At 37.3% G+C, this 16115-nt stretch carries 14 protein-coding genes; 2 read left to right on the forward strand and 12 right to left on the reverse strand.

The features are described from left to right. Positions 1-22 precede the first annotated feature (22 nt). The 10 genes from OCV73_RS04415 to OCV73_RS04460 form a co-directional block, all read right to left on the reverse strand. The gene (locus OCV73_RS04415; protein ID WP_147549445.1) at positions 23-769 is read right to left on the reverse strand and encodes a tetratricopeptide repeat protein; all 747 of its coding nucleotides are present in this window, start codon (positions 767-769) and stop codon (positions 23-25) included. A gap of 7 nt (positions 770-776) precedes the next feature. Next, positions 777-2597 (reverse strand): BatD family protein, encoded by a 1821-nt coding sequence (locus tag OCV73_RS04420; protein ID WP_147549448.1) that lies wholly within the window; start codon positions 2595-2597, stop codon positions 777-779. A 49-nt stretch (positions 2598-2646) separates the two neighbouring features. After that, positions 2647-3417: a tetratricopeptide repeat protein gene (locus OCV73_RS04425; RefSeq protein WP_147549451.1), complete on the reverse strand. Its 771-nt coding sequence runs from the start codon at positions 3415-3417 to the stop codon at positions 2647-2649. A 31-nt stretch (positions 3418-3448) separates the two neighbouring features. Further along, entirely contained in the window at positions 3449-4471 is a 1023-nt protein-coding gene (locus OCV73_RS04430; protein WP_147549455.1) for a vWA domain-containing protein, read from the reverse strand. A 12-nt stretch (positions 4472-4483) separates the two neighbouring features. Continuing rightward, positions 4484-5467: a vWA domain-containing protein gene (locus OCV73_RS04435; protein WP_147549458.1), complete on the reverse strand. Its 984-nt coding sequence runs from the start codon at positions 5465-5467 to the stop codon at positions 4484-4486. A gap of 45 nt (positions 5468-5512) precedes the next feature. Then, the gene (locus OCV73_RS04440) at positions 5513-6520 is read right to left on the reverse strand and encodes a cell wall anchor protein (RefSeq protein ID WP_147549461.1); all 1008 of its coding nucleotides are present in this window, start codon (positions 6518-6520) and stop codon (positions 5513-5515) included. A gap of 20 nt (positions 6521-6540) precedes the next feature. Continuing rightward, positions 6541-7410 (reverse strand): DUF58 domain-containing protein, encoded by an 870-nt coding sequence (locus tag OCV73_RS04445; protein WP_147549464.1) that lies wholly within the window; start codon positions 7408-7410, stop codon positions 6541-6543. Between the two features lie 19 nt (positions 7411-7429). Beyond that, positions 7430-8425 carry an AAA family ATPase gene (locus tag OCV73_RS04450; RefSeq protein ID WP_147549467.1) on the reverse strand — a complete coding sequence of 332 codons (996 nt, stop codon included), beginning with the start codon at positions 8423-8425 and terminating at the stop codon, positions 7430-7432. 172 nt (positions 8426-8597) lie between these two features. Further along, on the reverse strand, positions 8598-9890 hold the full coding sequence (locus OCV73_RS04455) for an HU family DNA-binding protein (protein ID WP_147549471.1): 1293 nt from the start codon (positions 9888-9890) through the stop codon (positions 8598-8600). After that, positions 9887-10174, reverse strand: coding sequence for an HU family DNA-binding protein (locus OCV73_RS04460; RefSeq protein WP_147549474.1), 288 nt, complete (start codon positions 10172-10174; stop codon positions 9887-9889). Before OCV73_RS04460 ends, OCV73_RS04455 begins: the two co-directional genes overlap by 4 nt. Before the next feature lie 194 nt (positions 10175-10368). Here OCV73_RS04460 and ppk1 point away from each other — a divergent pair, with 194 nt between their 5' ends. Further along, positions 10369-12462 (forward strand): polyphosphate kinase 1, encoded by a 2094-nt coding sequence (gene ppk1 / locus OCV73_RS04465; protein WP_147549477.1) that lies wholly within the window; start codon positions 10369-10371, stop codon positions 12460-12462. Between the two features lie 65 nt (positions 12463-12527). Here the strand turns inward: ppk1 and OCV73_RS04470 are convergent, their stop codons facing one another. Then, entirely contained in the window at positions 12528-13586 is a 1059-nt protein-coding gene (locus OCV73_RS04470; RefSeq protein WP_147549480.1) for a leucine-rich repeat domain-containing protein, read from the reverse strand. 149 nt (positions 13587-13735) lie between these two features. Further along, positions 13736-14569: a CvfB family protein gene (locus OCV73_RS04475; RefSeq protein WP_147549483.1), complete on the reverse strand. Its 834-nt coding sequence runs from the start codon at positions 14567-14569 to the stop codon at positions 13736-13738. Between the two features lie 513 nt (positions 14570-15082). Between OCV73_RS04475 and OCV73_RS04480 the strand changes: the two genes are divergently transcribed. Beyond that, positions 15083-16108 (forward strand): hypothetical protein, encoded by a 1026-nt coding sequence (locus OCV73_RS04480; protein WP_147549486.1) that lies wholly within the window; start codon positions 15083-15085, stop codon positions 16106-16108. Positions 16109-16115 lie beyond the last annotated feature (7 nt).

Consider the following 16115-nt stretch of genomic DNA (forward strand, 5'->3'; position numbering starts at 1 on the left):
CTTGAATAGGTATATTTAAGATTTATATGATTCTCAGCTTACCGGTCGGCATCCATCCCCTATTGCCGTCACTCAATTTTATTTCGGACCATTCACCGACCGTACTTAATACAGAGACTTTCGTCCCCTCATGTAAAATAAACAGATCGGTTCCACTATCCGCAGGAGAACTTTTTACAGTAATAGTAGGCGCAAATATGATAGCTTCTTCCCTATCGGTCAATTTGTCTTTTAAACTAAAAGCAAAATTATTAGCAATGATGGTTACAAGCACCAATATAAGCCCCAGAAAAAAACCTATTTTTTTCAGCACGACGATGCGCGTAAAAAAATAGAGAAATAAACATACTATAATTAGCAAAAAGCTGACGATTCCCACAACGGCCCATGCATTCGAAGAAAGACTGTCGCGAACAGAATGGAACCACATTGTCAGGAAAAAAGTTTCTACCGGCTCGATTTTATCCGTAATATGCGATTTAGCCATATCCAGATTAAAACGGACATCTTCGTCACCGGGAGAAAGCAATAATGCCCTTTCATAATTCAATATAGCTTCGGCATAGTGGTTATCTTTATAATATGCATTTCCCAAATTATAATATAAATCGGCCGATTTACCTTGCTCTTTAAGTGCAGTCTCATATAATTCGATAGCTTTTTTAAAGTCTTCCTGTTCATAGGCCTCATTGGCCTGCGTTACCACATCCTGCGCATAGGTAGTACAAACACAAATTAAAAAAAACAGAATACTATATATTTTTTTCATAATCGATTCATTTTATTTTTTTCGTATTCTCCATTTTGCCAATAGCGTCAACCGTATCGGCATATAATTTATCCATAGCTTCATCGGACTGAGACGGCGCATACTGAGCAAACTCACAAGTATTCAATATATTTATAATATCCCGAATCAATTCTTCTCCCGCACCATAACGATTCAATTCCGCAGATACATTATCTTTTGTCAATTCAGACAATGGCAAACTCAATTTATCGCTTAAGTATCCCCACATTGCTTTCAGTACTTCATCATAAAATTTTTCTTTCTGATGTTCCTTCAAATATTTACCTGCAATCTTTAAACGTTTTGTCGCAACTTTATTGGCTTTTTTCGTTTTCATCAAAGTAATATTAGCATTTGCCGCAGCCTGCTTGCGATTAATAACCATAAATGCCATAAACAACAGGGCCGGAATTATATACCACAACCAATATCCCCAACCGCTTACATAAATATCCGGTTCTTTCTGAAGATTCATCTTATTCAAACGAATATAATGAATATCCTGATTCAACAATTTAACGTCTTCTTTATTAGTAAAGTTAGTTACGGTCGACGAACCCGGCGCTCCTTTTTCTACCATCAGTTTATATGATGGAGTTGTCAGTGTCTCATACTTCTTCGTATTAAGATTAAAATAAGAGAATTCGACTCCTGGAATGGTAAACTCACCGGCAAATCGGGGAATAGTCGTATATTCGATCGTACGTGTACCTGACGAAGCTACAGAGGATGTATTGACATTCACATCTACTTTCGGGTCATAAGTTTCAAAATCCGAAGGAAATTTAATATCGGGATTCTTCAAATATTTAATATTTCCGGAGCCTTTTATAACAAGTTTAATCGTAACAGCTTCATTAGCTCTCACCTTTTCAGAACTTATAGAAGATGAAATAGAGAAACTCCCAACCCCACCCATAAAGGATACTGGTTTTCCAGCAGGCAAGGCCATTACATCTACAGTTGCCACATTAGAAGCGACCGTTTTTTTAACTTCCTGAGGGACACGCATCGCACCGAAAGGTCCGTTTACAAGCTGGTAAACTTGAGCTACTATATCATACTTTCCGGCAGAAACCGTGATCTTACCAGAATGCTGCGGAAAAATAAGGCTCTTCTTCAATACCGCCGTTTTATAATTCAAACCATTATAATTTTCCAATTCGAACGACGCATTCTGAGGTAAAGGTATATCTTGTACTACAAAACCTTCAAAACTGGGAAAACTATAATTTTCTATTTGTATTCCGGCCGCCCGGGTATAAAGTTTAATAGTAGCAAGTATAGCTTCTTGTTCATAGACTTTTGTTTTCGATAATATAGTACGAACGAACACTTGAGAATCGGACATATCCCCGGACGATCTCCGCTCGATACTCTGGTTTCTGCCATAAGGATCGGGGGTTCCCGATGAAGGTGCTTTATCAGGGGGTAAAATTTTAAGAGATAAAGTATTGGATTGCAATGATTTTCCATCCGCCTTTATGGTAGCTGCAGGAATCGTAAAACTCCCTTCTTTATCGGCCCGTAAAGTAATTACATAAGTTTCGGTAGACTGTCTCGACACATTCCCATTTACAATAGACATGCTGCTGCCTCGTGATACGGCATCGTACAAGACCGTACACCCTGAAAACTCAGGTAGCCGGAAATCTTTTCCGCTCGCATTATATAAAGTGAATTCGACTTGAAATTGCTGCCCTTTTATTACCTGACCGGGACCGGAAGCCGAGAATCTCACATCCTCTGCTTTCAGGCTTATCGTCGTTAATAAAAAAACTGTCAAAATGAAAAATATCTTTTTCATATCAATGATTAAATTTTAATTCTTATATTCCGGTAAAGATTAGGCAAAATTACCATTCTTTATCCGTTTTCTTACGCTTTTGCTGCTGCATCAACGCTTTTTTTACTTTCTCCTGAGTATTTCTTTCATCCTGTTGTATGGCCTCCAGAATTTGCTCTGCATTTTCTTTCGACATTTGGGACGATTGCTGCTGTTGTTGTTCCTGTTCCTGTTTATCTTGATTCTGAGGTTCTTTCTGATCCTGATTTTGCTTATCCTGATCTTGTCGGTCTTTATTTTGTTCCTTATTCTGCTGATCCTTATTTTGATCCTGTTTATCTTTATCCTTATCCTGGTTTTGTTGTTGCTCTTGCTGCTGCTTTTGTAAAAGAAGCTGGGCCAAGCGCAAATTGTACCGGGTTTCATTATCTGCAGGATTGCGTCTTAATGCATTCTTATACTCTTTTATACTCTGCTCATAATTCTCTTCCTTTAAAGAAATATTTCCCAGATTATGCCACGCACGGGCAGCTTGTAAAGAATCTTTAGTCGCTTGCACTACTTTCATATATTCATTACGTGCATCTTTCCATTTTTCCTGTTTATAAAGAGAACTTCCCAGATTGTAAGTTCCCGTCATAGAAGATGGATTGGCATCCAATGATTTGCGATATTCTATTTCAGCTTCGGTAAACTTTTGATCGTTATAAAAATTATTCCCTTTGCGTATATCGTTTCTCTCCGCCTTAAAATTTTCTTTTTTACTGGCCGGAGTCAGATTATCCTCTCCGAATACGAATAAAGAACTTACTATACAAAATATCAAAACCGTATATCTCATTTTCAACTTTTATTTTCAAACTAATTCATAATCAAGAAAAAAAGTTCACTTTCTTCAACCAACTGTTCTTTCTGTCCAAAATAAAAACGTCTACTAACAGTAGGATTAGCGCAATCCAAGCAAGCCCTTGGAATTGCTCGTCATACTCCGAATACACCTTGCTCTCGATATCGGCTTTCTTCATTTTCTTTACCTCCTCAGATAAAGCCCGGGTAGCACTGCTTGTATTATCCGCACGCACATATATTCCTTCACCTGCCTTGGCAATCTCCTGTCCCATTGCTTCATTAAGTTTGGTAATAACGACATTTCCTTCATTATCTTTAATAAAATCATTATCGTTATTCCCCTTAGGAATGGGTACGCCTTGTTGAGAACCGATACCAATAACATCTACTTTGATTCCTTTTTTAGCTGCCTCACGGGCTATCCCCACTGCATCGTCTTCATGATTTTCTCCATCCGTAATGACTATGATCGCTTTATCGGCCTCCGTATTAGGACTGAAAGAATTCATTGCAGTAGATATGGCACGTCCTATTGCCGTTCCCTGAGTAGGAACCATTTTCGGATCTATCGTATTCAAAAACATTTTTGCAGATACATAATCCGAAGTAATCGGTAATTGCGTATAAGCATCGCCTGCAAAAACAATAAGTCCGACTTTATCGTTATCCAATTCATCTACCAGTTTCGAAAGCATCATTTTTGCCTTCTCCAACCGATTAGGAGTTATATCCTTCGCCAGCATCGAATTAGAAACATCTAACGCTATCATGATCTCGACACCCTGTTTTTTCACTTTTTCGAGCTTGGAACCAAACTGAGGACGTGCAATAAGAAAAATCAATACGATAAACGCCAGAGACTGTATGGTAAATTTAACAGATGGCTTATACTTAGATACATCAGGCATCAATGAAAATAGTACCGATATCCGTCCGAATTTTTTCAAATTCTTCTTCGTTCTTATACGGGCATATATGAACAACAGCCACAAGACAGGGACTATCAGCAATAAAAATAAATATTCAGGTTGTGCAAATCTAAACATATTCATCAGTTTTTACGGAATATTCCTTAACAACGTGTTACGTAAAACAATCTCCATTCCTAACAGCACAAGTGCTAAAATAGCCCAGGGCATGAAATCTTCTTCTTTACGGCTATATTCTTTTACAGTCAACTTCGTTTTCTCCATCTTATCTATCTCCTCGAAAATATTTTTCAAGACATTTTTATTGGTAGCCCTGAAATATTTTCCGTCAGCAGTAGCTGCTATCTGCTGTAAAGCCGATTCATCTATCTCTACGGGCATATTCTGATATGTTATACCGTAAGGAGTTTGAACCGGATAAGGAGCCAGCCCTTTAGATCCCACTCCTATCGTATAAACTCGTATACCCAATGACTTCGCAATCTGTGCAGCCGTCAACGGAGCTATATCTCCCGCATTATTGGTACCATCGGTCAATAATATAATCGTCTTGGACTTGGCAGGACCATCTTTTATACGATTTATTGCCGTTGCGAGCCCATCGCCTATAGCAGTTCCGTCATCTACCATACCACAATGAACATCCTTCATCAAATTCAGTAAAACAGCGTGGTCGGTCGTCATAGGACACATTGTAAAGCTTTCTCCTGCAAAAATCACAAGACCTATATTATCATTCTCCCGTCCCGATACGAATTGCGCAGCAACATCTTTCGCGGCTTCCACTCTATCGGGTTTAAAATCCCTGGCCATCATACTACCGGATATGTCTAAAGCCAGAACAATATCAACACCCTCCGTTGAGGAATTCTGCCAGTTATCGGTAGACTGCGGTCTGGCAAGTACAATTATAAGACAAGTAATCACTAATAAACGCAAAGCAAACCGTACATGACGTAAATATACTTTATAGCTCTTCGGCATTTTATCAAAAGCCTGAGTCGTAGAAACCTGCAAAGAGGCCTGAGCATTTTTTTGCTTAAGTATATACCAAACTATTACCGGTATCAGTAATAACAGTAAAAATAAATATAGCGGATTCGCAAATACCATTTCTTTATTTTTTTTATATAACAGAAATAATTCTGTTCTCTATAATTATTTCACTTGTGAAACTCCGTCGGAATCTTTACTTTCGGCAGTTTCTTTATTTTCAATTTCAGAAATGACCGGTTCTTCGGGCTTGGTTTCATCAACAAAGTTTACAGCCCTGCGCATAGCCATTTCATTATCATCCGGCAAAGGCCTCATTTTGGCAAATTTTACAAAATCGGCCATTTCCAGAATTTCCTTCAATTGCTGGTTAACCGCTTTTGTCTCGTCATTTCTACGCAACGTATCTATAATCTGGGAAGATGTCATTTCCATAGCATTTACATGAAAACGCTCATCAATATATTCCCTCAATATATCGGTCAGTTTCGTATAATATTCCTTTTCCTGTCCACTCTGCCATAATTTAGATTCTTTCAATGCAGACAATGCAGACAAAGCCCTTTCGTGAGGAGGTAACAAATTTTTCTCATCTATTGCTTCGGGAGCTATTTTATGTTTTTTCCAATATATATATCCAAATACTCCTGCAGCAATAAGAATCAAAATAACGAGTACATACCATATCCATTCCGGAATAAAGTCCCATAAAACGAACTCAGGAGAATCCACCCCTTTAATATCCATTTCTGCGGCAGTAGTATCCACTTCTACAGGAACGACTTTAAGACTTAGCTCATTCGTTTTAAACGTATCTTTACCCAGTATGTATTTGAACGGAGGAATATAATAAAACCCCGAATCAAAAGAAGTTACCAATACATCGTTATTAATCTGAAAACGATTGTTTTTCAGGTCTGTCGTATCGGGCTTCGATATTTTCAAAACTTCTACTCCGGAAACCAAAGTATCGCCAATAACAGGTAACATAACGGTCTGTCCTTTATCCTGAACCATTTCCAAATGGATAACAGTCTGTTCCCCCATCCATATAGCCGTAGAATCCATTCTGGCTTTCACGACCACATTATCGGCCGATAACCCGAAAGATGTTCCCAATACTATAGAAAGGCAAACCGCCTTTAATACCGATTTATAATTCAATGCAACCATTCTCTTCCAATTTTTTATTATCAGCCTCGTCTTTTGAACAAGTTCATGAGTGCAACGACATAATCTTCATCCGTCGCTATAGAAGCGAGGTCTACGCGGCTTTTTCGCAAAGTGTCCTGCATTACGGCCTGGCGGTTCTTCCACCATTGAGCATATGTTTTACGAACTTTCGAAGAAGACGAATCTACCCAATTTTCTGTTTCCCTTTCTGCATCATACATTTTTATGAGCCCTACATCCGGAAGTTCAGTTTCTCGTTTATCATAAACCTGTATAGCAACCAAATCATGTTTACGACCGGCTATAGATAATGCATTACTATAATCGGGCGCAGCAATAAAATCAGATATTAGAAACGCCGTACTTCTTTTTTTAATGGCATTCGTCATATACTCCAGTACGACACCTAAATCCGTTCCTTTATCTTCCGGCTGAAAATCTATCAATTCTCTGATAATGTATAAAATATGCTTTTTCCCTTTTTTAGGAGGAATGAATTTTTCTATTTTATCGGAGAAAAAGATAACTCCAATCTTATCGTTATTCTGTATGGCGGAGAAAGCTATGGTCGCTGCAATTTCAGCAATCATTTCTCTTTTCATCTCACCTATGGCTCCAAAATCACGACTGGACGAAACATCCACAAGGAGTATCACCGTCAGCTCACGTTCTTCTTCAAAAACCTTTATAAAAGGTTTATTATGACGGGCAGTTACATTCCAATCAATATCCCGTACGTCATCCCCATATTGATACTCACGAACTTCCGAAAAAGCCATACCACGTCCTTTAAACGCAGAGTGATACTCCCCTGCAAATATATTACGGGAGAGTCCGCGAGTTTTAATCTCTATTTGACGTACTTTCTTTAACAGTTCGCTTGTTTCCATATATCTACGTTTCTACGAATCAGGGCACCTCTACCTTATTCAGTATCTCGCTGATGATTTCTTCCGAAGTCATATTATTAGCTTCGGCCTCATAACTAAGCCCTATACGGTGACGTAAAACATCATGACATACCGCACGTACATCTTCAGGAATAACATATCCCCTTTGTTTCAGGAATGCATAAGAACGGGCTGCTAAAGCCAGGTTGATTGATGCACGGGGAGAAGCTCCGAAAGATATCATCTCTTTCAAATCCCCTAATCCATGATCCTGCGGATAGCGGGTAGCAAACACTATATCCACTATATAACGCTCTATTTTTTCATCAATATAAACTTTTCGTACGATATCACGGACTTCTACGATTTCATGAGGTTTAATAACAGGAGTTACGACCTGTTTATCTCCGCTGATATTTTGTCTGATGATTTGTTTTTCTTCTTCTTTTTTAGGATATCCGATAATGACTTTAAGCATAAAACGGTCCACCTGTGCTTCGGGAAGCGGATAGGTTCCTTCCTGTTCGATAGGATTCTGGGTAGCCATCACCAAAAACGGGTCGTCCAATTTAAATGTCTGTTCTCCTATCGTTACCTGGCGTTCCTGCATAGCCTCTAATAATGCACTCTGCACCTTGGCCGGAGCACGGTTAATTTCATCAGCCAATACAAAATTGGCGAATATCGGACCTTTTTTTACAAGGAACTGTTCTTTTGCCTGACTGTAAACCATCGTACCCACGACATCGGCAGGAAGTAAATCGGGGGTGAATTGTATACGGCTATATTTCGCATCTATCAAAGATGCCAATGTTTTAATCGCCAATGTTTTTGCCAATCCCGGAACACCCTCCAGTAAAATATGACCATTAGAGAGTAATCCTATCAACAATGAATCTACTAAATGCTTCTGACCCACTATAATCTGATCCATTCCCATCGTAATCGTATTCACAAATGAACTTTTACTGGCTATTAGTTCATTAAGTTCTCGAATATCAACTGTTTGACTCATATTTTTAAATATTATTAATTGTAAATTATTCTATTATTATTATCATATCTTTACTTGCAAAAGTAATGATGATATGTTATGATTTAACATTTAATCTGTTAAAAATGGCTAACATGTTAATTAAAAAAAACTAAGTCGCCAACTCCCTGCAAGATGACGACTTAGATTTCCATTATCTGTTTTTATCAACCAGCTTCATTGCCAACTCTTTAGCTTTGTCTATCGACTCTTTATTTTTCGCATCTATACCATATTTAGAAGCGTCCGGAATGATCAATTTAGTTCCTATGGCTATTACATCAGGATTCTTAATATGAGATTTATTCTCTTCATATATATATACCCAAAAAGCTTTATGTCCATAATGTTTCAAAGCTAATGTCGTGAGAAATATTCCCGGCCTGATTGTTTCTTCGATCACTTTGTCTGAAAGAATCTCCGGCTCCATATTTTTCTTCTCAACATCCGATTCGGATATATCAGGCCGTGTCAACGTATCATTTTCACTCATCGGAGCATTTCCTGTCTCGACCTTCGCCGTCTGATTCAGTCTGGCCACCGCTTTTATCGAATCGGTCGTCATAGTATTAACAACCAATGGGGGGTCATTGTTCTTTTCTATATTTGTTATAGTAAACGTTATAGGTGCAATCTCAAGTTTGATCTCCCGGTCCATACAATATAAGGACACAAACAACCATATCGCTATTCCTAAAAATAACAAACTACATGCCGATAAAAAACCGACCAGATAACCTCTACGGTGTGCTTTCTTTTTCTCTTCTCTCTCACATTCCGCGACAGTCTCTACATCATCCGGAACCACATCTGGTGGAGAAACAATTCCAGCACGAGATGTCTCCTCAATATTTTTAGATTTTTTTTCTATTTCTGCCGACAACTTCTCACTTTTTTCCATATCATTCTCCTCCTGTTGCGGCGATGTGACGACCGAAGAAACTACAGAATTAACTTTTTCTGCAGGAACAGTCTCTTCTTGTTCAGTAACAACGATTTCTTTTACAGAATTTTCCTCAATTTCAATGACAGAGCCGGAAACAAGTCCGGTTTCGTCCATACCCCTTTCATTTCCCAAATCTTCTTCATTATCACGATCGACATTCACATCCGCAAGATTTACATCATCCTCAATAACCTCCACGCTAAAACAGGAAAAAGGAGCGTTTACAGCTTCACGAAGCACCTTATCCGGCACAAAGGATAATTTATAATGCCCGGGAATCTCAAAAGGTTGCCCGGTCTGGACGTTCACACTGGTACGTGCTTCTACCCATATTGGTTTAAAAATACCTAAACCGCTTATTTTTAATTGTTCACCCGTAGATATGACATCCGAAGAAAGCACAAAAAACTCTTTTAGAAAAGCTTCCGATTCTTTTTTCGTAATCGATAACTTTTGTGCAAACAAATCTATCAAATCGGGAAATGATATTTTCGCATTCATTTTTCCGATAGCTCTTTAAGTTTATTCTTTATATTTATACCGGGTTTAAAAGAAAGAACGATTTTGGGAGGAATGAGCATTCTCTTTCCTGTAGCGGGATTTACAGCTATACGTTCCAGCTTTTTGCGGGGTTCAAAGGTCCCGAACCCTTGTATGGAAACAGAATCCATTGATGCACATTTTTCCTTCATAATTTGCATCAAAACCCCCAAATATTTCTCGGTCTCCTTTTTATCTTTACCTGTACGATCCTGCAAATTTTCTATGAAAAGTTTATAATCCACTGGGCAGATGTTTTTACAAAATTCATAAATAATTCGCTATATTACTATTTTTTTCTGAGTCTGCAAAATTAAGAAGATATTAAATAAGCAAATAGAATTATTAACATCGCCAAGCCATGTTTTTAAAAATCCGGTGTAAACTATTAGACAAAAAATTCTTATATTTACAAACCAAGTTCATAAAACTGAAAGTTATGGAGGAAAAACGAAAGTATTTCAAACGCGATATAAGCTGGCTCTCATTCAACTACAGAGTTATGAAAGAAGCTATGAACCATGAACTGCCTTTATACGATAGAATCAAGTTTTTATCCATATATTCATCCAACCAGGAAGAATTTTATAGAGTGCGGGTATCGGAATATCATCAAACTCTGGCCCAGAAAGACGCATCGCCCGAGGAAATAACTGCTGCCACAGCTACTCTTCAGGAAATAAACAAAGAAGTGGGCAGGCAATTAAAAGATTTTAATCATATATTTTTTAACGACATTATTCCTGAATTAAAGAAAGAAAACATCGTCCTATATCAAGGAAAAAATATCTTGGAAAATCATAAGTCCGTTATAAGGAATTATTTCAAAGAAGAAGTTTTTCCTTATCTGCAACCAGTTCTTATTTTAAAAAACGATATAGTTTCTTTTCTAAGGGATAACAGATTATATATAGCAATCAAACTTTATAAAAAAGGTGACAATACTCGGCAACCTTACTATGCCCAGATAAAAATACCTTTTAGCAAAGTACCCCGTTTTATCGAATTACCGCCGCAGGATGAGAAATATTATCTCATTTTCATAGATGATATTATTTCTCTTAACCTGGATATTATTTTTCCCGGATTTATCGTAGATTCACATTATGAAATAAGAGTCTCCCGAAATGCAGACTTTTCAATTGAGACCAAAGACGGTGGTAACCTGGTAGATGAAGTGAGAAAAAGAGTTAAAAAGAGAAAAATAGGAAATGCCAACAGGCTGGTCTATGATGCACGTATGCCGAAAGATATGTTGCAATTTCTCTGCGACGCTTATAATATGCCAGAATCTCAGTGTCTGCCGATGGGGCCTTACCTGACTCTGGAAGATTTATCCAGGCTACCCAACCCTACCGGGAAACGGCTTACCAGTATATCGCCAGCCCCTCTACACATCAAAACTTTCGATAAATCCAAGCAGATGTTCGATGTTATTGATAAACAAGATGTCTTTATACATTTCCCATACCAATCTTTTGACTACCTGACCCGCTTCCTGGACGAAGCAGCCAATAATCCGGATGTAGCCGAAATAAAACTCACGCAATACCGGGTCGCTGAGAATTCTGCCATAATCAATGAACTGATAAAAGCAGCCCGTAACCAAAAAAAAGTTACCGTATATGTAGAAATCAAAGCTCGTTTCGATGAAGAAAATAATATCATAACATCCGAACTCATGCAGGATTCCGGTATACGCGTTGTTTACAGTACCCCAGGACTGAAAGTTCATGCTAAAGCAATTCTGGTCAGACTACGTCCTTCTGCTGAAAACGAAAACTCACGCAATTATGTTTTTCTGAGTACAGGTAACTTTAATGAAGACACAGCCCGTATTTATTCCGATATGGGTATTTTTACTTCAAATGAAAGGATCGCTACCGACTTGAATAATCTTTTCTGCATTTTAGATGGTTCGTTAAGCCACTGCAGATTTGATAACCTGCTGGTCGCCCAATTTAATATGCTTACCGAACTTAAAGCTAAAATAGCATATGAGACAGAACAAGCTAAAATGGGAAAACGAGCGCATATTATCCTTAAAATGAATGGGCTCCAAGACACAGAAATGATCAATGCCCTTTATGATGCAAGCATCGCCGGAGTCAAAATAGACCTTATCGTAAGAGGAATAAATTGTTTAGTCCCCAATCAACCCTACAGCAAAAACATCCGGATTATACGCATCATAGATTCTTATCTGGAACACGCTCGCGTATGGTATTTTTATGGCGGTGGAAAAGAAGAAGTATATATATCATCTGCCGACTGGATGAAGCGGAATCTTAACCGGCGTATAGAGACAGCACTGCCCATTCTCGACTCTCTCATTAAGCGGACCATCATCAACATACTTACTTTACAGTTACAAGATAATACACAAGCTTGTCTGGTAGATGAAAACCTGAATAATAATTATATATGTACATCGGGAGAGAAAATACGCTCTCAGCGCAGAACGTATGACCTAATAGAACAAATATCTTCGGATGACGAAAGGGAACATATTCCTAATTATTTTATCTGTTGAAACCTTGAATTAAACAAAAAGGACGCCTGATAAAGCGTCCTTTTCGTTTTGCAAAAAACTGCTCATTAATAATTCCACTGACAGGCTATCATACGAAGATTATCGTCTCCCATTGTACGAAGATCGGTCAATTGGTTATAACGGCAATTTATATAAACCAGATTGGGACAAAAAGAAACATCGAGCATATTCAACTGATTGTTATTACACAATAACCGCTGCAAATAAGTTCTGTTACTTAAATCTAAAGTTGAAAGATCATTATAGGAACAATCGACAAAATAAAGTTTATCCGTCCCATCCAGATTAAGAGTAGCCAAATTATTATAAGAACAAACCAAATCCATAAGAGCATTACAATTAAGTACTCCTAAAGTCTTCATATTATTATCACTGCATATCAATGAAAACAGAGTAGGCAACTTAGAAATTATCATTGTAGATATTTCATTATTGTCTATATTCAAATTTTGCAAATTCACTGTACCGAACAGATTCAGATCAGTAAGCTTGTTATAACCGCAATACAGATTTTTAAGATTCCGGCAACTATCCACACTCAAAGATTCCAAATGACAGCTCTGGGTATTCAGTGATTCCAGTTGTTCGGCACCATTTACATTTAACTCGACAAACAGATTTCCGGAGCAATTCACAGATTTAAGAACAGGAGCATTAGCTACCGACAAAGAAGTCAGTCTGTTTTTATAACAATCCAGTTTGGTAAGTGCGGTACATCCGTCTATATCCAATTCGGACAATTGATTACGGCTCACATTCAAAGTAGCGAGAATAGTACAATTACTTACATTTACTTGTTTTATTTTGTTACGGGAACAATCCATAGAACGCAAAGCCGTAAATCCGTCTACATCCAGATTTCCGGATAAATCTTTATCCTTCCAATCTATCGACACGACACGACCGTTGCTCCACACGACCCCCGTCCAGGTCTCCGGGGAATTAAGCGATGCAATGCCTAAGCGTTGATAGTTGGCATCGCCCTTGGCGGATGTCTGCTGTAAAAAATTCTGTAATTTCTTTACTTCGTTTTTGTTGGGTTTCTGGGCAAATACGATTAAACTCCCCATTGCCAGAGCGATTAATAATAGAACTCTTTTCATAGTTGTTAATATTTTGTTATACCTATTGATATGATGAAAGCTCTCTTTCACAGGAACTTTACATCCATTAAAACAATAGGTAATAAAAAAAGTTCTTTTTAACCCGGAAAATATAGATTAAGTGAGAAAATCTTAAAAAACGAACTATTTCAAGAATTCAGTTTTATTCCATCGTCTTCTATCATAATAGAATGTTGCTTATACAAGGCTCCGATAGCTTTTTTAAAATTCTTCTTACTGCAACCGAAATAATTGCTTATTTCCTCGGACGACGATTTATCCGAAAGTGGCAGGAAACCGTTATTTCCACGTAAACTAGCCAGTATCTGATCCGATAAAGGTCCTATCTTTTCATAGCCGAAAGGTTGCAGCATAACATCGATCTTTCCATCCTCTCTCACTTGTTTGATATATCCCTTCATTTTATCACCGACCTCTACAGATGAAAATATTTCATTATGATATATCATACCTCCAAAAAGATTGTTTATAACAACTTTAAACCCCAAATCGGTTTGTTTTACGATCAAGATATCCACCTCTTCATTCGGTTCGAACGAGGGTTCCAGATTATCCAAAAATTTATCCAGTTTTGCCGAAGCGGCTATACGTCCGGTAACATGATCCACATAAGCATACACAACATAACTCCGTCCTTGCTGCATGGTCATCTTCTGTTCCCTGAAAGGTACAAGAAGATCTTTAGCTAACCCCCAATCCAAAAAAGCGCCCACTCTATTTACCGAACGAACTTCCAATAAAGCGAATTCCCCCACCTGAATGAACGGATGCTGAGTAGTGGCAATAATACGATCCTCGGAATCAAGATAAATAAACACAGTCAATTCATCTCCTATCTCATAAGATGAAGGTACATATTTTCGCGGTAAAAGTATTTCTCCTTTTTCGCCTCCATCCAAATACAAACCAAATTCCAGATCTTTTACAATACGAAGGGTATTGTATTTACCAAGTTGTATCATATCAAATTTATTTGAAACAAAGATAGAAAATAAAAATAGAAGTAAGAACATAGTAAATAATAAAGCGGGACCAAAAAAGAAATATTACCCCAAAATATAACTACCCATGCAGCAGAATGCGTTTATTATCTTTTAAGAATGTAGCAAAATCAAGCTGTAAAATAAAAATATTTATTCCGAACCGATTGTCAAGCTAAGAATCAAAATCTAAATAATATACTTAAAAGATAAAAATATATATATTTTAAATAGAAAATAAAAGTAAACTACAAAATAGAATACAATATTTTTTATAATTTTGTATTTACATTGATATAATTCAATTTAATATATATAAAAAACAGAAGCGCTATATCTTTGATTTTAATATAATGTGCGAAGCTTAATGAATTTCAAAAGATGGCATAATATTTTTTGCATATATAGCATAAGACTGCCATTTCCATATCTGTTACAGAAGTTTTTCTGAGGCTCTGCACATTGATTAAGACACGATATACAGTTCCACGCTTTATGTATAATTTATTGGTTCTTTCCGGAACTGACAGAACCTCGATCATTATGACCTTGCTACACAAATTTTTCACAACAATCGTTTTCCTGGGATTTATCACATCGTGTTCTAACTCACCCGCCAATAAAAGTGTACTCGAAAAACTTACCACGGATGAAATAGAAGAATTGACAAAAGAAAAAAATGAATGGTTAGCTATGACCCTTGTTATTTCACAAAGAATAGTTGTAGAAGAACTCCCAATTGACAAAAAGGATCAATTGAAAAAACTGACTTATAAGCAATTAAATGACTTCCTAAAATTATTTTCTAAGAAAGATGAGGCTTTAGAAAAAAAATACGGGCAAGAATGGGACAATCAATTTGGAACAAAACTTGAAGAAATGAAAAAGATAGCCCAACGAAAGAAAAACGAGGCCGAGGAGAAACTTTCCAGCACATTTCTTAAAGTAGAATGGATAGGAATTGAGGGGGATGCTTCTTCAAACTGGGTCGATATAAAACTAAAACTGACTCCGTTAAAAGGAAAAATAGATGAAACACTCATATCTTGCGGTATTACATGCAAGGATGGCGAAATTAATTGGTATTATTATGATAATATGGAGCGAAACAGATTAAACGTGAAGAATCCGTTCTCTTCGCCAATTGAAATTGTTATCCCTGTCCATTATAACTCTACGGATGTAAGCCAAGAAGATTTTACCAATCTTTCACCTAAACAAATGCAAGATAAATATCATTTTGAGACCCATGTAGAGACCCTTAAACAAAATGGAAAAATATACCACGAATGGATCAGTAAAGATGACGCATCTTATTATTTACGGTCGCTTTGGGATGCGATATCAAGCGGTGACGAAGAAAAAACGGAATATTATCTTATACTTGCAGCGGAAGAAGAATATGGTATCACAATTATTAAAAAAGAGCAATATATAAATGAAGCGGTTCGCCATTATCATCATGAAAAATATCCTGCTGCCGCATGGTTAGTTTATAACTATACATTCAAAATGAATTAATACAAAC

The organism is Barnesiella propionica, assembly GCF_025567045.1.
GTDB classification, from domain to species: Bacteria; Bacteroidota; Bacteroidia; order Bacteroidales; family Barnesiellaceae; genus Barnesiella_B; species Barnesiella_B propionica.